The 18,634-nt window shown below is 54.4% G+C and carries 11 protein-coding genes, 2 tRNA genes and 3 rRNA genes; 13 read left to right on the top strand and 3 right to left on the bottom strand.

Features of this window, described 5'->3' with window-relative positions; translation table 11 throughout:
- The first annotated feature begins 5 nt into the window (after positions 1 to 5).
- A complete protein-coding gene (ubiD, locus tag ACXKZD_RS18345; protein WP_010257222.1) occupies positions 6 to 1,490 on the top strand; it encodes a 4-hydroxy-3-polyprenylbenzoate decarboxylase in 1,485 nt (494 codons plus the stop codon).
- Between the two features lie 41 nt (positions 1,491 to 1,531).
- Complete coding sequence (gene fre / locus ACXKZD_RS18340) at positions 1,532 to 2,233, top strand: NAD(P)H-flavin reductase (RefSeq protein ID WP_010257219.1); 702 nt, start codon at positions 1,532 to 1,534, stop codon at positions 2,231 to 2,233.
- A gap of 80 nt (positions 2,234 to 2,313) precedes the next feature.
- Here the strand turns inward: fre and fadA are convergent, their stop codons facing one another.
- Together fadA and fadB are read right to left on the bottom strand one after the other, a co-directional pair.
- Complete coding sequence (gene fadA, locus ACXKZD_RS18335; RefSeq protein WP_010257216.1) at positions 2,314 to 3,477, bottom strand: acetyl-CoA C-acyltransferase FadA; 1,164 nt, start codon at positions 3,475 to 3,477, stop codon at positions 2,314 to 2,316.
- A gap of 10 nt (positions 3,478 to 3,487) precedes the next feature.
- Complete coding sequence (gene fadB, locus ACXKZD_RS18330; protein WP_061703535.1) at positions 3,488 to 5,671, bottom strand: fatty acid oxidation complex subunit alpha FadB; 2,184 nt, start codon at positions 5,669 to 5,671, stop codon at positions 3,488 to 3,490.
- A 186-nt stretch (positions 5,672 to 5,857) separates the two neighbouring features.
- On the opposite strand from fadB, the gene pepQ reads away from it, so the two are divergent.
- The 11 genes from pepQ (at position 5,858) to birA (ending at position 17,631) form a co-directional block, all read left to right on the top strand.
- On the top strand, positions 5,858 to 7,189 hold the full coding sequence (pepQ, locus tag ACXKZD_RS18325) for a Xaa-Pro dipeptidase (RefSeq protein WP_010671687.1): 1,332 nt from the start codon (positions 5,858 to 5,860) through the stop codon (positions 7,187 to 7,189).
- Positions 7,189 to 7,806: an IMPACT family protein gene (locus ACXKZD_RS18320; protein WP_132499507.1), complete on the top strand. Its 618-nt coding sequence runs from the start codon at positions 7,189 to 7,191 to the stop codon at positions 7,804 to 7,806. The genes pepQ and ACXKZD_RS18320 overlap by 1 nt, the downstream gene beginning before the upstream one ends.
- A 32-nt stretch (positions 7,807 to 7,838) precedes the next feature.
- The gene (trkH, locus tag ACXKZD_RS18315) at positions 7,839 to 9,290 is read left to right on the top strand and encodes a Trk system potassium transporter TrkH (protein WP_010257200.1); all 1,452 of its coding nucleotides are present in this window, start codon (positions 7,839 to 7,841) and stop codon (positions 9,288 to 9,290) included.
- A 17-nt stretch (positions 9,291 to 9,307) separates the two neighbouring features.
- Positions 9,308 to 9,841 (top strand): menaquinone-dependent protoporphyrinogen IX dehydrogenase, encoded by a 534-nt coding sequence (hemG, locus tag ACXKZD_RS18310; RefSeq protein ID WP_033773286.1) that lies wholly within the window; start codon positions 9,308 to 9,310, stop codon positions 9,839 to 9,841.
- Positions 9,842 to 10,249: 408 nt separating this feature from the next.
- Positions 10,250 to 11,791, top strand: a 16S ribosomal RNA gene (locus ACXKZD_RS18305).
- Between the two features lie 73 nt (positions 11,792 to 11,864).
- Positions 11,865 to 11,941: transfer RNA gene (locus tag ACXKZD_RS18300), tRNA-Ile, on the top strand.
- A gap of 146 nt (positions 11,942 to 12,087) precedes the next feature.
- Positions 12,088 to 12,163, top strand: a tRNA-Ala gene (locus ACXKZD_RS18295).
- A gap of 209 nt (positions 12,164 to 12,372) precedes the next feature.
- Positions 12,373 to 15,281, top strand: a 23S ribosomal RNA gene (locus ACXKZD_RS18290).
- 90 nt (positions 15,282 to 15,371) lie between these two features.
- Positions 15,372 to 15,487: ribosomal RNA gene (gene rrf / locus ACXKZD_RS18285) — 5S ribosomal RNA — on the top strand.
- The 16S, 23S and 5S rRNA genes sit together here with 2 tRNA genes alongside, the layout of an rRNA operon.
- Before the next feature lie 150 nt (positions 15,488 to 15,637).
- Entirely contained in the window at positions 15,638 to 16,675 is a 1,038-nt protein-coding gene (murB, locus tag ACXKZD_RS18280; RefSeq protein WP_400370188.1) for a UDP-N-acetylmuramate dehydrogenase, read from the top strand.
- Positions 16,672 to 17,631 carry a bifunctional biotin--[acetyl-CoA-carboxylase] ligase/biotin operon repressor BirA gene (gene birA / locus ACXKZD_RS18275; RefSeq protein WP_010261004.1) on the top strand — a complete coding sequence of 320 codons (960 nt, stop codon included), beginning with the start codon at positions 16,672 to 16,674 and terminating at the stop codon, positions 17,629 to 17,631. The genes murB and birA overlap by 4 nt, the downstream gene beginning before the upstream one ends.
- Before the next feature lie 43 nt (positions 17,632 to 17,674).
- Here birA and coaA read toward each other — a convergent pair whose 3' ends face one another.
- The gene (gene coaA / locus ACXKZD_RS18270) at positions 17,675 to 18,622 is read right to left on the bottom strand and encodes a type I pantothenate kinase (RefSeq protein WP_010672227.1); all 948 of its coding nucleotides are present in this window, start codon (positions 18,620 to 18,622) and stop codon (positions 17,675 to 17,677) included.
- Positions 18,623 to 18,634 lie beyond the last annotated feature (12 nt).

Below are 18,634 nucleotides of genomic sequence, written 5' to 3'. Positions count from 1 at the left end.
GCCGCATGAAATATCACGATTTAAGAGACTTTCTCGCGCTGCTCGAACAGCGCGGTGAGCTAAAGCGCATTACCCAGTCGATCGATCCTGAACTGGAAATGACCGAAATCGCCGACCGCACCCTGCGTGCCGGTGGCCCGGCTCTGCTGTTTGAAAACCCGAAAGGGTACGACATGCCGGTGCTGTGCAATCTGTTCGGCACACCAAAGCGTGTGGCAATGGGCATGGGCCAGGAAGAGGTCAGCGCACTGCGTGAAGTGGGTAAACTGCTGGCCTTCCTGAAAGAGCCGGAGCCGCCAAAAGGCTTCCGCGATCTGTTCGATAAGATGCCGCAGTTTAAGCAGGTCCTGAACATGCCGACCAAACGCCTGCGCAATGCACCCTGTCAGGAAGAGGTGTTCAGCGGCGATGAAGTCGATCTGACGCGCATTCCGGTGATGAAGTGCTGGCCGGGCGATGCGGCACCGCTGATTACCTGGGGGCTGACCGTGACGCGCGGCCCGCACAAAGAGCGGCAGAATCTTGGTATCTACCGGCAGCAGGTGATCGGCAAAAATCGGCTGATCATGCGCTGGCTGTCGCACCGTGGCGGTGCGCTCGACTATCTGGAGTGGACGAAAGCGCATCCGGGTGAGCGTTTTCCGGTCTCGGTGGCGCTGGGTGCCGATCCTGCCACTATCCTTGGGGCCGTAACGCCGGTGCCTGATACGCTGTCAGAATATGCGTTTGCCGGTTTACTGCGCGGCAATAAAACCGAAGTAGTGAAATGCCTCTCGAACGATCTCGAAGTTCCCGCCAGCGCGGAAATCGTGCTGGAAGGGTATATTGAAGCGGGCGATATGGCGCCGGAAGGACCTTACGGCGACCACACCGGCTACTACAATGAAGTAGATAGCTTCCCGGTGTTTACCGTTACGCATATTACGCAGCGCCATAAGCCTATCTATCACTCCACCTATACCGGCCGTCCGCCAGATGAACCTGCGGTGCTGGGGGTGGCGCTGAATGAAGTGCTGGTGCCGATTCTGGTGAAGCAGTTCCCGGAGATCGTGGACTTCTATCTGCCGCCAGAAGGATGTTCATACCGGCTGGCGGTCGTGACGATTAAAAAGCAGTACGCGGGGCATGCCAAACGTGTCATGTTTGGCGTCTGGTCGTTTCTGCGGCAGTTCATGTACACCAAATTTGTTATTGTGTGTGACGATGACGTTAATGCGCGTGACTGGAACGACGTGATCTGGGCGATCACCACGCGTATGGATCCGGCCCGCGATACGGTATTAGTGGAAAATACCCCAATCGATTATCTCGATTTCGCTTCGCCCGTTTCCGGGCTGGGATCGAAGATGGGGATGGATGCGACCAATAAGTGGCCAGGTGAAACGCAGCGCGAATGGGGTACACCTATCGTCAAAGATCCTGCGGTCACCGCGCGCATTGATGCTATCTGGGATGAGCTAGGTATTTTTGATCAGCCGCCACAGCGTTGATGGCGAGCACAACCATAAAGACGACCCGACAGAGGGAACGCATGACAACGTTAAGCTGTAAAGTAACTTCGGTTGAGGCGATTACCGACACGGTCTATCGCGTTCGCCTGATCCCTGAAGCGGAATTCAGTTTTCGCGCGGGACAGTATCTGATGGTAGTGATGGACGAGCGTGACAAGCGTCCGTTCTCACTGGCCTCAACGCCGATGGAAAAAGATATCATTGAGCTGCATATCGGCGCGTCCGATCTGAACCTCTATGCCATGGCCGTCATGGATCGCATCCGTAACGATCGCCAGATCACGGTTGATATGCCGCACGGCGATGCCTGGCTGCGTGAAGAGAGCAGCAAGCCGCTGATCCTGATTGCAGGCGGCACCGGTTTCTCCTATGCCCGTTCGATTCTGCTCACTGCACTGGCGGAACAGCCAGAGCGCGATATCGCCATTTACTGGGGCGGACGTGAGCTCAAGCATCTGTACGATCTGGAAGAGCTGGATGCGCTGGCGGTGAAGCACCCGAACCTGAAGGTGATCCCGGTTGTCGAGCAACCTGAAGCGGGCTGGCAGGGCCGTTCAGGCACGGTACTGACAGCAGTGATGCAGGACTTCAGTACGCTGAGCGAGCATGAGATCTACATCGCCGGACGTTTTGAGATGGCGAAGATTGCCCGCGATCGTTTCTGTGCCGAGCGTGGCGCGGTGGAGTCACAGATGTACGGCGATGCGTTTGCCTTTATCTGATTCCCTGTAGCTGTCTGTAGCAGACAGAAAAAACCCGCCGGTTTACGGCGGGTAAATCTGACAAAGTAAGACTCAACGTATTACAGACGCTCGAATACGGTCGCAATGCCCTGACCCAGTCCGATACACATGGTGGCGAGGCCAAAACGGGCATCGCGTCGCTCCATAATATTCAGCAATGTCGTGCTGATGCGTGCGCCGGAGCAGCCCAGCGGATGGCCTAACGCAATCGCGCCGCCATTCAGATTGACCTTATCATCCATCCGTTCCAGCAAACCTAAGTCCTTGATGCAGGGCAGTGTCTGCGCGGCAAAGGCTTCGTTCAGCTCAAACACATCGATATCACTGACGCTCAGTCCCGCCCGTTTCAATGCCAGTTTGCTGGCCGGTACCGGTCCATAACCCATAATCGAAGGATCACAGCCCACCACCGCCATGCTGCGGATGCGCGCGCGCGGTGTCAGCCCCAGCTCACGGGCGCGTGATTCACTCATGACCAGCATGGCGGCCGCGCCATCTGACAACGCCGACGATGTACCCGCCGTGACGGTGCCGTTAACCGGATCGAAGGCGGGTTTGAGTGCCGCCAGTCCTTCGGCGCTGGTCTCCTCGCGAATCACCTCATCGAAGTCATAGCGTTTAAGAATGCCGTCGCTGTCGTGACCATAGGTGGCGACAATCTCTGTTGCAAAGTCCCCACGCTGGGTGGCCTGCCAGGCCCGCTGGTGTGAACGCAGGGCAAATGCATCCTGCTGCTCACGGCTGATATGATGCATTCGCGCCAGCATTTCAGCCGTTAAGCCCATCATGCCTGCTGCTTTTGCCACGGTTCGGCCCAGACCGGGATGAAAGTCGACGCCGTGATTCATCGGCACATGTCCCATATGCTCCACGCCACCGATCAGACAGCATTGCGCATCACCGACCATAATGGCGCGGGCCGCATCATGCAGCGCCTGCATTGAAGAGCCACACAGTCGGTTGACGGTGGTGGCCGGCACTGAATGCGGGATTTCAGCCAGCAGCGCGGCGTTACGCGCGATATTAAATCCCTGTTCCAGCGTCTGCTGTACGCAGCCCCAGACGATATCGTCCAGTGATGTCGGGTTCACCGCCGGGTTGCGGCTCAGGAGTTCGCGCATCAGGTGCGCAGAGAGATCTTCAGCGCGCACGTGACGAAAGGCGCCGCCTTTTGAACGTCCCATTGGCGTGCGCACCGCATCAATAATCACCACATTTTCCATCTTTTTGCCCTCAGGCGCTTTTCAGCGCGGCTTCATCAATCGGTTTGGCGGCGGGATACCAGCTTTCATGCTGATGGGCTTTCTGCACCAGCAGCGCAGGCAGGGCATATAAGCCACCGAGCGCGTTATAACGCCGGGCCTGATCCACCACATTGCTGTTGCCCAGGGTATCGAGATAGCGGAAAGCGCCGCCACGGAAAGGCGGGAAGCCGAGACCATAGACCAGCGCCATATCCGCTTCCGCTGGCGAGGCAATAATCTTCTCTTCCAGGCAGCGCACTACTTCATTCAGCATTGGCAGCATCATGCGATTCAGGATCTCTTCGTCGCTGAAGACCCGCTTAGGCTGGCAGACCTGCTCCAGCAGCGTATCCACTTCGGTATCAGCCACTTTTGTCAGCTTGCCCTTTTTATCTTCTTCCCAGCGCCAGAAGCCTTTGCCATTTTTCTGGCCAAAACGACCGGCATCAAACAGCAGATCGATCGCATCACGATAGTCATGCTTCATACGATCCGGGAAACCGTCAGCCATGACGCTTTGCGCGTGGTGCGCGGTATCGATGCCGACCACATCCAGCAGCCATGAGGGGCCCATCGGCCAGCCAAACTGTTTTTCCATCACTTTATCAATCTGACGGAAATCGGCGCCGTCGCGCAGCAGCAGGCTGAAAGCGGCGAAGTAAGGGAACAGCACCCGGTTAACAAAGAAGCCCGGACAGTCATTCACTACGATCGGGGTTTTGCCCATTTTGCTGGCCCAGGCCACCACTTTGCTCAGGGTCGCTTCACTGGTTTTCTCGCCACGAACCACCTCTACCAGCGGCATTCGCGGTACCGGATTGAAGAAGTGCATGCCGCAGAAGTTTTCCGGACGCTGCAACGCCTGCGCCAGCTGGCTGATGGGAATGGTCGAGGTATTGGAGGCCAGAATCGCATCTTCACGCAGATGCTGTTCGGTTTCCGCCAGCACTTTTGCCTTGATCAGCGGATTCTCTACCACCGCTTCAACCACCACATCAGCCTGTTCAAAACCGGCGTAATCCAGCGTGGGCTGGATAGTGGCGATCACACTGGCGAGTTTGTTGCCGTCGATTTTGCCGCGTTCCAGCAGCTTATTGAGCAGCTTGCTGGCTTCGTTCATCCCCAGCGTTAACGCCTGTGGATTAATATCTTTCATTCTGACCGGCACGCCTTTCCACGCAGACTGGTAGCTGATGCCGCCACCCATGATGCCTGCGCCCAGTACCGCTGCCTGAGCGGGTGCGCCGCTTTCGCTGCCGCGCTTTTTCGCCAGACCTTTCACGTACTGGTCGTTGAGGAAGATGCCGACCAGCGCGCGTGCTTCATCAGACTGGGCCAGCGGCACAAACGCTGCGGTTTCAAGCTTCAGCGCGTCATCGCGGCCAAGGCTGGCTGCAGCTTCAATGGTTTTTACCGCCATCAGCGGAGCGGGATAATGCTTGCCTGCGGTTTGCAGCACCATGGCTTTCGCGATAGTGAAGCTCATGGCCGCTTCAATCGGGCTGAGTTTCAGCGGAGCCAGCTTAGGGGCCCGGCGGGCGCGCCAGCTGCCATCAGTGGCAGCGGCCTTAAGCATAGTGATTCCCGCCTCACGCAGTTTCTCGCGAGACACCACCGCATCGACCAGACCGAGTTTAAGAGCGGCATTGCCATCGACATCTTTTCCCGCCGCAATAATTTCCAGCGCACTGTCGGCGCCCAGCAGGCGCGGCAATCGCACGCTGCCGCCAAATCCCGGCATGATGCCGAGTTTGGTTTCCGGCAGGCCAATACGGGCGTCCGCAGTAGCGATACGCAGATCGGTTGCCAGTACGCATTCACATCCGCCGCCCAGTGCATAGCCGTCAATGGCGGCCAGAGTCGGTACCGGCAAATCTTCCAGACGATTGAAGATGCTGTTGGCGTAACTCAGCCACTGGCTCAGTTTTTCGGTGGGTGCATCAAACAGTGAAAGGAACTCGGTGATATCTGCCCCTACAATAAAGGCAGGTTTAGCGGAGCTCAGCAGCAGGCCGCGCAGTGCTGGCTGCTGCTCCAGCACAGCTATTGCCTCGCCCAGGCTGGCGACAGTTTGCGTATCGAGCTTGTTGACCGAGCCCGTAGCGTCAAAAACCAGCTCGGCGATGCCATCGTCCAGCCAGTGAAGAGTAAGGTTAGCGCCTTGGTAGAGCATGTGCGTCTCCTGAAACCGCGAAAGGTGATCTGGTCATACCAGATGATCGTGAGTGTGGGAGTGATGTTAATTTTTTGCAAACTGGTCTTTGCTTATTTGCTAACAAGATCACAGCTGCGCCGACTTCGGCATCTGCGCAAGGGGTATGCTAAACTGCGGCCATTTCGCGACACTGGAGAGACGTCCATGGATTCACTGAAGACCTTGTATCACGCGCACATCGCCACGTTGCAACAACGGGCGCAGCAGGTGCTGGCACGCAATAAACTGGATGCGATGTTGATCCATTCCGGTGAGTTGTTGACGGTGTTTCTGGATGATCACACTTATCCGTTTAAGGTGAATCCGCAGTTCAAGGCCTGGGTGCCGGTGACGCAGGTGCCCAACTGCTGGCTCTGGATTGATGGGGTGAACAAACCGAAACTGTGGTTCTACTCTCCGGTGGATTACTGGCATAACGTTGAACCGTTGCCGGATAGCTTCTGGACCGGGGATGTCGACGTTATCGGCCTGAAAAATGCGGATGAGATAGCGCAGTTGCTGCCTGCACAGCGTGATAACGTCGCCTATATCGGCCCGGTTAACGCGCGTGCATCTCAGCTCGGTATTGCCTCTGGCAATATTAATCCTAAAGCGGTAATCGACTTCCTGCACTTCCATCGCAGCATCAAAACTGATTATGAACTCGCCTGTCTGCGCCAGGCGCAGAAGCTGGCGGTTGCCGGTCATCGCGCGGCTAAAGAGGCGTTCTCGGCGGGCTTAAGCGAGTTCGATATCAATCAGGCGTATCTGACCGCTACCGGTCATCGCGACACCGATGTACCTTACGGCAATATCATTGCGCTGAATGAGCACGCTGCGGTGCTGCACTACACCCGGCTGGATCATCAGCCACCGGCGAAACGCCATAGCTTTTTGATTGATGCGGGTGCCGAGTATCTTGGCTATGCCGCTGATTTGACCCGCAGCTATGCGGCGCAGAGCAGTTCGCTCTATGCCAGAATGGTTGAGGCGATGAACACTGAAGAGCTGGCCCTGATAGCCACGCTGAAACCGGGCGTACGCTACACCGATTACCACCTTCAGATGCATCAGCGTATTGCGAAGATGTTGCTGAAGTTTGAGCTGGTTCAGGGAATCAGCGAAGAAGCGCTGGTGGCTGAAGATCTGACCGGTCCGTTTATGCCACATGGCCTGGGGCATCCGCTGGGTCTGCAGGTCCATGACGTTGCCGGTTTTATGCAGGATGAGCAGGGCACCCATCTCGCCGCGCCAGCGCAATATCCTTATCTTCGCTGCACCCGCGTGCTGCAACCGGGCATGGTATTAACCATTGAGCCGGGCTTCTATATTATTGATTCGTTACTCAAGCCGCTGCGTGAAGGCCGTTTCAGTCAGCACTTTAACTGGCAGGCCATTGATGCGCTTCGGCCTTATGGCGGGATTCGTATCGAGGATAACGTGGTGATCCATGCGCATCGCGTTGAGAACATGACCCGCGATCTGCATCTGGCCTGATGGAGGCCTTTGATATTCCCGCTGTGCCAGTAAGCAGCATTGAGGAGACAATCAAAAAGAGTCGCTTCATTACGCTACTGGCGCACACCGAGGGTGCAGAGGCGGCGCGCGCGTTTGTCCAGCAGGTTAAAAGCGAGCATCCCACTGCCCGGCATCACTGCTGGGCCTGGGTAGCGGGCGCGCCGAATGATTCTCAGCAACTCGGTTTCTCTGATGATGGTGAACCTTCGGGTACGGCAGGGAAACCGATGCTGGCGCAACTGATGGGCGCGGATATTGGCGAGATTACCGCTGTGGTGGTGCGTTATTACGGTGGCATCATGCTGGGAACCGGCGGCTTAGTGAAAGCGTATGGTGGTGGCGTCCAGCAGGGGCTTAAGCAGCTGCCACGGCAGCGCAAAGTGCCGATGAAGCTGTTCACTTTGCAATGTGACTATGCACAGCTCAGTGATATTGAACGGCTGGTACAGCGTTTTGAAGGTAAGGTGACCGACAGCCAGTTTCAGGATCGTATTGCATTGACGCTGGCTGTACCTTACGGACAGATCGACGGGTTCAAAAAAAATCTGTCAGACTTTAGTCGGGGCGCGTTATCGCTGATCCCGCTCACACCATGATGTTCATCTCTTTTATTTAAAGGAACGGCTGAATGCACTTTCGCGCCATTACCCGCATAGTCGGTCTGCTGGTGATCCTCTTTTCAGTGACGATGATTTTGCCCGGCCTGGTCGCCTTAATTTATCGCGATGGCGCAGGGCGGGCGTTTAGCCAGACCTTTATGATGGCGCTGGTGATCGGCTCGCTGCTGTGGTGGCCGAATCGCAAAAAGAAAACCGAACTCAAACCGCGGGAAGGGTTTCTGATTGTGGTCCTGTTCTGGACGGTGCTGGGCAGCGTAGGGGCGATGCCCTTTATCTTTGCCGAACAGCCGCATCTTTCGGTGACGGATGCGTTCTTTGAATCTTTCTCTGGCCTGACAACCACCGGTGCCACCACGCTGGTGGGGCTGGACTCGTTGCCTAAGGCGATTCTCTTCTATCGGCAGATGCTGCAGTGGCTGGGCGGTATGGGGATCATCGTATTAGCCGTGGCGATACTGCCGATTCTGGGCGTCGGGGGCATGCAGCTCTATCGCGCTGAAATGCCAGGGCCGCTGAAAGATAATAAAATGCGACCGCGTATCGCCGAGACGGCTAAAACACTCTGGCTGATCTACGTCCTGCTGACGATAGCCTGTGCGCTGGCATTGTGGCTGGCGGGAATGCCAGCGTTTGATGCTATTGGCCACAGTTTCTCGACTATCGCCATTGGCGGCTTCTCAACCCATGATGCCAGTATCGGCTATTTTAACAGTGGCACTATCAATACCATCGTGGCGGTGTTTCTGCTGATCTCAGGCTGCAACTACGGCCTGCACTTTGCCATGTTAAGCGGACGCAATCTGCGTGTGTACTGGCGCGACCCTGAGTTCCGCATGTTTATTGGCGTTCAGCTGACGCTGGTGTTGATCTGTACCCTGGTGCTCTGGTTCCATAATGTCTATGAAAGTGGCTGGCAGACGCTGAACCAGGCCTTTTTCCAGGTGGTTTCCATGGCGACGACGGCGGGATTCACGACCGACAGCATCGCACGCTGGCCATTGTTCCTGCCGGTACTGCTGTTGTGCTCCGCCTTTATCGGCGGCTGTGCCGGTTCAACCGGCGGTGGTCTGAAGGTGATTCGCATACTGCTGTTATGCAAGCAGGGTAACCGTGAGCTTAAGCGTCTGGTTCACCCCAATGCGGTCTACACCATTAAGCTGGGCAACCGGGCGCTGCCGGAACGTATCCTTGAAGCTGTATGGGGATTCTTCTCGGCTTATGCGCTGGTGTTCCTGATCAGCATGCTGGCGATCATCGCTACCGGTGTTGATGACTTCTCGGCTTTTGCTGCCGTTGCCGCGACGCTCAATAACCTCGGCCCTGGCTTAGGGGTCGTAGCTGATAACTTCACTTCAATGAATGACGTGGCGAAATGGATTCTTATTTCCACCATGTTGTTCGGGCGTCTCGAGGTATTCACCTTGCTGGTGCTGTTCACGCCTACTTTCTGGCGTGAATAATTAATAAGGATGCTGACATGAAAGCGCTGATTCTCTATTCCACTCGCGACGGACAAACCAAGAAGATTGCCTCTTCTATTGCTGATGTGATCCGTCAGCAGCAGCAGTGTGATGTACTGAACATTCAGGATGCCACTCTGCCTGACTGGGCACAGTATGATCGCGTGTTAATTGGCGCATCTATCCGCTATGGCCATTTTCAGCCGGTCGTCGATAAGTTCGTTAAACAACACCTTCATGAGTTGCAGCAGCGTACCAGCGGTTTCTTTTCGGTGAACCTGACGGCGCGCAAACCTGAGAAGCGCTCTCCTGAAACCAATGCCTATACGCAGAAGTTCCTGGCACACTCGCCGTGGCAGCCTGATTGCTGTGCCGTGTTCGCAGGCGCGCTCTATTATCCGCGCTATCGCTGGTTCGATCGCGTCATGATCCAGTTGATTATGCGCATGACCGGTGGTGAGACAGATTCGACGAAAGAAGTGGAGTACACGGACTGGCAGCAGGTAAGCACTTTTGCCAATGATTTTGCACAGTTACCAGGCAAATCGTAGCGAAATAGCGCGATTTGATGAAAATTACTGCGAACGATAATCTTTTCGTAATAAACACTTGTCAGCCCGCGCGAACTCCCTATAATGCGCCTCCATCGACACGGAACACCGGCAACGGGAATCGGGTTGAGAGGCACAGGAGACTGCGCCGCCGGAGAAAAACTTCTGAGAAAGAGGTTGACTCTGCAGGAGGAAAGCGTAATATACGCCACCTCGCGACAGGACGCTAACGCACTGTTCGCACTGCTCTTTAACAATTTATCAGACAATCTGTGTGGGCACTCGCAGGATTGATATCAGCGTCTCCGGACGTAAAAAATATCAAGCCTCACGAGTGAACACATAATGAAATTCATTATGACGTTTTACAGATGAGCACCGCTTAACTTGTTTAAGCAAATCAAACTTAAATTGAAGAGTTTGATCATGGCTCAGATTGAACGCTGGCGGCAGGCCTAACACATGCAAGTCGGACGGTAGCACAGAGGAGCTTGCTCCTTGGGTGACGAGTGGCGGACGGGTGAGTAATGTCTGGGGATCTGCCCGATAGAGGGGGATAACCACTGGAAACGGTGGCTAATACCGCATAACGTCGCAAGACCAAAGAGGGGGACCTTCGGGCCTCTCACTATCGGATGAACCCAGATGGGATTAGCTAGTAGGCGGGGTAATGGCCCACCTAGGCGACGATCCCTAGCTGGTCTGAGAGGATGACCAGCCACACTGGAACTGAGACACGGTCCAGACTCCTACGGGAGGCAGCAGTGGGGAATATTGCACAATGGGCGCAAGCCTGATGCAGCCATGCCGCGTGTATGAAGAAGGCCTTCGGGTTGTAAAGTACTTTCAGCGGGGAGGAAGGCGATGCGGTTAATAACCGCGTCGATTGACGTTACCCGCAGAAGAAGCACCGGCTAACTCCGTGCCAGCAGCCGCGGTAATACGGAGGGTGCAAGCGTTAATCGGAATTACTGGGCGTAAAGCGCACGCAGGCGGTCTGTTAAGTCAGATGTGAAATCCCCGGGCTTAACCTGGGAACTGCATTTGAAACTGGCAGGCTTGAGTCTTGTAGAGGGGGGTAGAATTCCAGGTGTAGCGGTGAAATGCGTAGAGATCTGGAGGAATACCGGTGGCGAAGGCGGCCCCCTGGACAAAGACTGACGCTCAGGTGCGAAAGCGTGGGGAGCAAACAGGATTAGATACCCTGGTAGTCCACGCCGTAAACGATGTCGACTTGGAGGTTGTTCCCTTGAGGAGTGGCTTCCGGAGCTAACGCGTTAAGTCGACCGCCTGGGGAGTACGGCCGCAAGGTTAAAACTCAAATGAATTGACGGGGGCCCGCACAAGCGGTGGAGCATGTGGTTTAATTCGATGCAACGCGAAGAACCTTACCTACTCTTGACATCCAGCGAACTTAGCAGAGATGCTTTGGTGCCTTCGGGAACGCTGAGACAGGTGCTGCATGGCTGTCGTCAGCTCGTGTTGTGAAATGTTGGGTTAAGTCCCGCAACGAGCGCAACCCTTATCCTTTGTTGCCAGCGATTCGGTCGGGAACTCAAAGGAGACTGCCGGTGATAAACCGGAGGAAGGTGGGGATGACGTCAAGTCATCATGGCCCTTACGAGTAGGGCTACACACGTGCTACAATGGCGCATACAAAGAGAAGCGACCTCGCGAGAGCAAGCGGACCTCACAAAGTGCGTCGTAGTCCGGATCGGAGTCTGCAACTCGACTCCGTGAAGTCGGAATCGCTAGTAATCGTGGATCAGAATGCCACGGTGAATACGTTCCCGGGCCTTGTACACACCGCCCGTCACACCATGGGAGTGGGTTGCAAAAGAAGTAGGTAGCTTAACCTTCGGGAGGGCGCTTACCACTTTGTGATTCATGACTGGGGTGAAGTCGTAACAAGGTAACCGTAGGGGAACCTGCGGTTGGATCACCTCCTTACCTGAAGATACTTTCCCGCGCAGTGTCCACACAGATTGTCTGATAAAAAGTAACGAGCAGAAAAAACCTCTACAGGCTTGTAGCTCAGGTGGTTAGAGCGCACCCCTGATAAGGGTGAGGTCGGTGGTTCAAGTCCACTCAGGCCTACCAAATTTCTTCTCATGCTGCGTTATGCGCGCGGTCGTTTACCTGAGTAAACGTCCCTTCCGCATGCCTTGCCTGAAAAGAAATTGCATCCTTCTCCTGAAGAATGTAACTCGGTTGAGTGGTAGTAGTGGTCTCTGCAGTAACTGTATGGGGCTATAGCTCAGCTGGGAGAGCGCCTGCCTTGCACGCAGGAGGTCAGCGGTTCGATCCCGCTTAGCTCCACCATACCGTTTATCTGTTTTTTTCTGAAATACCTCAGAGCATACCGGCGACGGTGTGCTGCGACGTATTATGCTCTTTAACAATCCGGAACAAGCTGAAAATTGAAACGACGCAGCGCGTCATTCCTCCGTAATAAGGAATGATTTGGCGATGCGTTCGAGTCTCTCAAATGCTTGCAGCACGCAGCGTTGTAAAACGCCTGTGGGTTGTGAGGTTAAGCGACTAAGCGTACACGGTGGATGCCCAGGCAGTCAGAGGCGATGAAGGACGTGCTAATCTGCGTAAAGCGACGGTAAGGTGATATGAACCGCTACAGCCGTCGATGTCCGAATGGGGAAACCCGGTGCACTCTGTGCATCATTGCAGCATGAATACATAGTGCTGCAAGGCGAACCGGGGGAACTGAAACATCTAAGTACCCCGAGGAAAAGAAATCAACCGAGATTCCCCCAGTAGCGGCGAGCGAACGGGGAGCAGCCCAGAGCCTGAATCAGCTTGTGTGTTAGTGGAAGCGTCTGGAAAGTCGCAGGGTACAGGGTGATACTCCCGTACACAAAAACACACATGCTGTGAGCTCGATGAGTAAGGCGGGACACGTGGTATCCTGTCTGAATATGGGGGGACCATCCTCCAAGGCTAAATACTCCTGACTGACCGATAGTGAACCAGTACCGTGAGGGAAAGGCGAAAAGAACCCCGGCGAGGGGAGTGAAACAGAACCTGAAACCGTGTACGTACAAGCAGTGGGAGCCTTCTTTATGGGGGTGACTGCGTACCTTTTGTATAATGGGTCAGCGACTTATATTCTGTAGCAAGGTTAACCGTATAGGGGAGCCGCAGGGAAACCGAGTCTTAACTGGGCGTTAAGTTGCAGGGTATAGACCCGAAACCCGGTGATCTAGCCATGGGCAGGTTGAAGGTTGGGTAACACTAACTGGAGGACCGAACCGACTAATGTTGAAAAATTAGCGGATGACCTGTGGCTGGGGGTGAAAGGCCAATCAAACCGGGAGATAGCTGGTTCTCCCCGAAAGCTATTTAGGTAGCGCCTCGTGAACTCATCTTCGGGGGTAGAGCACTGTTTCGGCTAGGGGGCCATCCCGGCTTACCAACCCGATGCAAACTGCGAATACCGAAGAATGTTATCACGGGAGACACACGGCGGGTGCTAACGTCCGTCGTGAAGAGGGAAACAACCCAGACCGCCAGCTAAGGTCCCAAAGTCATGGTTAAGTGGGAAACGATGTGGGAAGGCACAGACAGCCAGGATGTTGGCTTAGAAGCAGCCATCATTTAAAGAAAGCGTAATAGCTCACTGGTCGAGTCGGCCTGCGCGGAAGATGTAACGGGGCTAAACCATGCACCGAAGCTGCGGCAGCGACGCTTAGGCGTTGTTGGGTAGGGGAGCGTTCTGTAAGCCGTCGAAGGTGTGCTGTGAGGCATGCTGGAGGTATCAGAAGTGCGAATGCTGACATAAGTAACGATAAAGCGGGTGAAAAGCCCGCTCGCCGGAAGACCAAGGGTTCCTGTTCAACGTTAATCGGAGCAGGGTGAGTCGACCCCTAAGGCGAGGCCGAAAGGCGTAGTCGATGGGAAACAGGTTAATATTCCTGTACTCGGTGTTACTGCGAAGGGGGGACGGAGAAGGCTATATCGGCCGGGCGACGGTTGTCCCGGTTTAAGCGTGTAGGCGGAGGGTCCAGGTAAATCCGGTCCCTTATTAACGCTGAGGCGTGACGACGAGGCACTACGGTGCTGAAGTGATAAATGCCCAGCTTCCAGGAAAAGCCTCTAAGCATCAGGTAACACAGAATCGTACCCCAAACCGACACAGGTGGTCAGGTAGAGAATACCAAGGCGCTTGAGAGAACTCGGGTGAAGGAACTAGGCAAAATGGTGCCGTAACTTCGGGAGAAGGCACGCTGGCGCGTAGGTGGAGGGACTTGCTCCCCGAGCCGAAGCCAGTCGAAGATACCAGCTGGCTGCAACTGTTTATTAAAAACACAGCACTGTGCAAACACGAAAGTGGACGTATACGGTGTGACGCCTGCCCGGTGCCGGAAGGTTAATTGATGGGGTTATCCGCAAGGAGAAGCTCTTGATCGAAGCCCCGGTAAACGGCGGCCGTAACTATAACGGTCCTAAGGTAGCGAAATTCCTTGTCGGGTAAGTTCCGACCTGCACGAATGGCGTAATGATGGCCAGGCTGTCTCCACCCGAGACTCAGTGAAATTGAACTCGCTGTGAAGATGCAGTGTACCCGCGGCAAGACGGAAAGACCCCGTGAACCTTTACTACAGCTTGACACTGAACATTGAGCCTTGATGTGTAGGATAGGTGGGAGGCTTTGAAGCGCGGACGCCAGTCTGCGTGGAGCCAACCTTGAAATACCACCCTTTAATGTTTGATGTTCTAACGTAGGCCCGTAATCCGGGCTGCGGACAGTGTCTGGTGGGTAGTTTGACTGGGGCGGTCTCCTCCTAAAGAGTAACGGAGGAGCACGAAGGTCAGCTAATCACGGTCGGACATCGTGAGGTTAGTGCAATGGCATAAGCTGGCTTGACTGCGAGAGTGACGGCTCGAGCAGGTGCGAAAGCAGGTCATAGTGATCCGGTGGTTCTGAATGGAAGGGCCATCGCTCAACGGATAAAAGGTACTCCGGGGATAACAGGCTGATACCGCCCAAGAGTTCATATCGACGGCGGTGTTTGGCACCTCGATGTCGGCTCATCACATCCTGGGGCTGAAGTAGGTCCCAAGGGTACGGCTGTTCGCCGTTTAAAGTGGTACGCGAGCTGGGTTTAGAACGTCGTGAGACAGTTCGGTCCCTATCTGCCGTGGGCGCTGGAGAATTGAGGGGGGTTGCTCCTAGTACGAGAGGACCGGAGTGAACGCACCACTGGTGTTCGGGTTGTCATGCCAATGGCATTGCCCGGTAGCTAAGTGCGGAAAAGATAAGTGCTGAAAGCATCTAAGCACGAAACTTGCCCCGAGATGAGTTCTCCCTGACTCCTTGAGAGTCCTGAAGGGACGTTGAAGACTACGACGTTGATAGGCCGGGTGTGTAAGCGCAGCGATGCGTTGAGCTAACCGGTACTAATGACCCGTGAGGCTTAACCTTACAACGCCAGAGGCGTTTTTGAGAGACACAATTTTCAGCCTGTACCGGATATTCTGCGCGGCCTTACGGGCGGCGCGGAGACAGAATTTGCCTGGCGGCTTTAGCGCGGTGGTCCCACCTGACCCCATGCCGAACTCAGAAGTGAAACGCCGTAGCGCCGATGGTAGTGTGGGGTCTCCCCATGCGAGAGTAGGGAACTGCCAGGCATTAAATAAGTGAAGAAGCCCCGCACGGAAGTGCGGGGCTTTTTTACGTCTGCAGATCGTGAAAAACCTCATCATAACCCCCGAAAACAGCCTGAGAACCCCTCTCTGATACGGTAAACTACGGCCAGATAACTCAGTAAAGGCCGTCAAATGTCCAGCCAGCATCCCTCCTTAAAAGCCGACAATACGCTTGGGCTTGAAGTACATACACAGAAACGCATCGTCGCCGAGACGCCAGCCGCCATTCTGGCAGCATGGCAGGCCAGCCAGAGTGATCAAACGCCTTTCCTCGTGCTCGGTGAAGGCAGCAATGTCCTCTTCCTGGAAGATTTTGCCGGTACAGTGGTGCTGAACCGCATCAAAGGCATCAAAATTCAGGATGAATATGAGTGCTGGAAATTGCACGTCGGGGCAGGTGAGAACTGGCATCAGCTGGTTAAAAGCACGCTGGAAAAAGGAATCACAGGCCTGGAAAATCTGGCGTTGATCCCTGGTATGACAGGTTCGGCACCGATTCAGAACATAGGCGCTTATGGCGTGGAATTAAAAGACGTCTGCGAATACGTGGATGTACTTAATCTGCACAATGGTCAGACAGAACGTCTCGATCGTGAAGCCTGTGAGTTTGGCTATCGTGACAGCATTTTTAAACATCACTACCAGTCAGGCTATGTCATCGTCGCAGTCGGGATAATATTGCCTAAGCAATGGCAACCGGTATTAACCTACGGCGATCTGAAAACGCTCAATCCGGTGACGGCCAATGCCTGGGATGTCTATCACGCAGTATGCCAGATGCGGCAGAGCAAATTACCCGATCCGAAAGTCACCGGTAATGTAGGCAGCTTTTTTAAAAATCCTGTCGTCACCGAGGCGCAGTGCAGCTCACTACTGACGCATTTTCCGGCTATGCCACACTATCTGATGCCAAATGGTGAAATCAAACTGGCAGCAGGATGGCTTATCGATCAGTGCCAGCTGAAGGGTTACCGCATTGGGGGCGCGGCAGTTCACCAGCGACAGGCTCTGGTGCTGATCAACGCTGAAAATGCCACTCCCGACGATATCGTTGCGCTGGCAAAAACCGTACGCGCTCAGGTTGGTGAAAAATTTGATGTCTGGCTTGAGCCCGAAGTGCGCTTTATTCAGGCGCAGGGTGAGTGTAATGCCGTCGGGGTGATCGCATGAAAGACCATAATGTTCCGCTAAAGCTGGTTGATATCTTATCGGATGGTGAGTTCCATTCCGGTGAGCAACTGGGTGAAACGCTGGGCATGAGTCGCGCAGCCATAAATAAGCATATCCAGACGTTAAAAAGCTGGGGTCTTGACGTCTATACCGTGACAGGTAAAGGTTACAGTCTCTCTGCCCCGATACAGCTGCTGGATGAGCAGGCGATACTCTCACAGGTTACGCAGGGTAACGTCTCGGTAATCCCGGTGATTGATTCCACAAATCAGTATCTGCTGGAACGTATGCATGAAATGGAGTCGGGTGCTGCCTGCATTGCGGAATATCAGCAGGCGGGTCGCGGCCGTCGTGGCCGTCAGTGGTTTTCGCCCTTTGGCGCGAACCTCTACATGTCTATGTACTGGCGTCTGGAGCAGGGGCCGGCAGCGGCGATGGGTCTGAGCCTGGTAATTGGCATTATCATGGCTGAGACATTACGTTCATTAGGGGCCGATGATGTCCGCGTAAAATGGCCCAATGATATTTACCTGAACGATCGTAAACTGGCGGGTATTCTGGTCGAACTGACAGGTAAAACCGGCGATGCTGCGCAGATCGTGATTGGTGCGGGGATTAACCTGGCGATGCGAACAGCCGATGCATCACAGATTAATCAGGGCTGGATTAACCTGCAGGAGGCCGGGGTAACGGTAAACCGCAATGAGCTGGCGGCACGTCTGATCAACAGTCTGCGCGAAGCTCTGCCGCTCTTTGAGCAGGAGGGATTAACCCCGTTTGTCGCACGCTGGGCTGCGCTGGATAACTTTATTAACCGGCCGGTTAAGCTGCTTATCGGTGAACGTGAGGTCCATGGTATTGCGCGAGGCGTAGACAGCCAGGGTGGCCTGTTACTGGAACAGGATGGCGAAATAAAAGCCTGGGTGGGTGGAGAAATATCACTGCGTCCTGTCTGAGTAAAAAAAGCCTGCAGCAGCGCAGGCTTTTTTATGACAGCAGTTATTTACGCAAGCGAACCTTATCGACTGCATGATCGCCACTTTTGGTCATAATCAGGCTGGCTCGTTCGCGCGTCGGCAGGATATTTTCCTGCAGGTTAAGCCAGTTAATCTCTTTCCATAAATTACCAGCAATTTCAACCGCTTCTGCTTCTGAAAGCTGGGCGTAATGATGGAAATAGGAGTCCGGATTGGTAAATGCGCCCTGGCGGAATTTCAGGAATCGATTGATATACCAGCTTTGCAGGAGATCTTCCTCTGCATCAACATAGATAGAAAAATCGACGAAATCTGAAACAAAGACATGATGGGGATCGTGGGGATAGTCCATTCCACTCTGTAATACATTCAGTCCTTCCAGAATCAGAATATCAGGCTGCTGTATCACTTTATCGCCATCAGGGATGACATCATAAATCAGATGTGAATAGACCGGAGCAGTCACCTGACTGGCTCCCGACTTCAAATCGGAGACGAAATTGACCAACCGGTGCATATCGTAGGATTGCGGGAATCCTTTTTTCTTCATTAACCCACGCTCTTTCAGCACGGCATTAGGATGAAGGAAGCCATCAGTGGTGATCAATTCGACTTTGCGATGTTCAGGCCAGCGGCTGAGCAAAGCCTGCAAGACACGCGCAGTCGTGCTTTTACCGACCGCTACGCTACCCGCAATACTGATGATATAGGGGATTTTCTGGCCATTGGTGCCCAGAAATTGCTCCAGTACAGCCTGTCGGCGAACGTTAGAACTTATATAAAAATTAAGCAGACGCGAAAGTGGCAGATAAATTTCCGCTACTTCCTCCAGCGAGAGATCCTCGTTGATGCCCTCCAGCTGCGCGATCTCTTCCTCTGACAGCGTCATAGGTACGGAATCACGTAATGCAGCCCATTGCTCACGAGTGAACTCTAAATAAGGCGTTGTCAGGGGGGTCGTTTTATCCATAAGCATGCATCT

Source organism: Pantoea sp. ABR1s, assembly GCF_057812235.1.
Note: the sequence above shows the minus strand (reverse complement) of the source record. Positions and strands in the feature narration are given on the sequence as shown.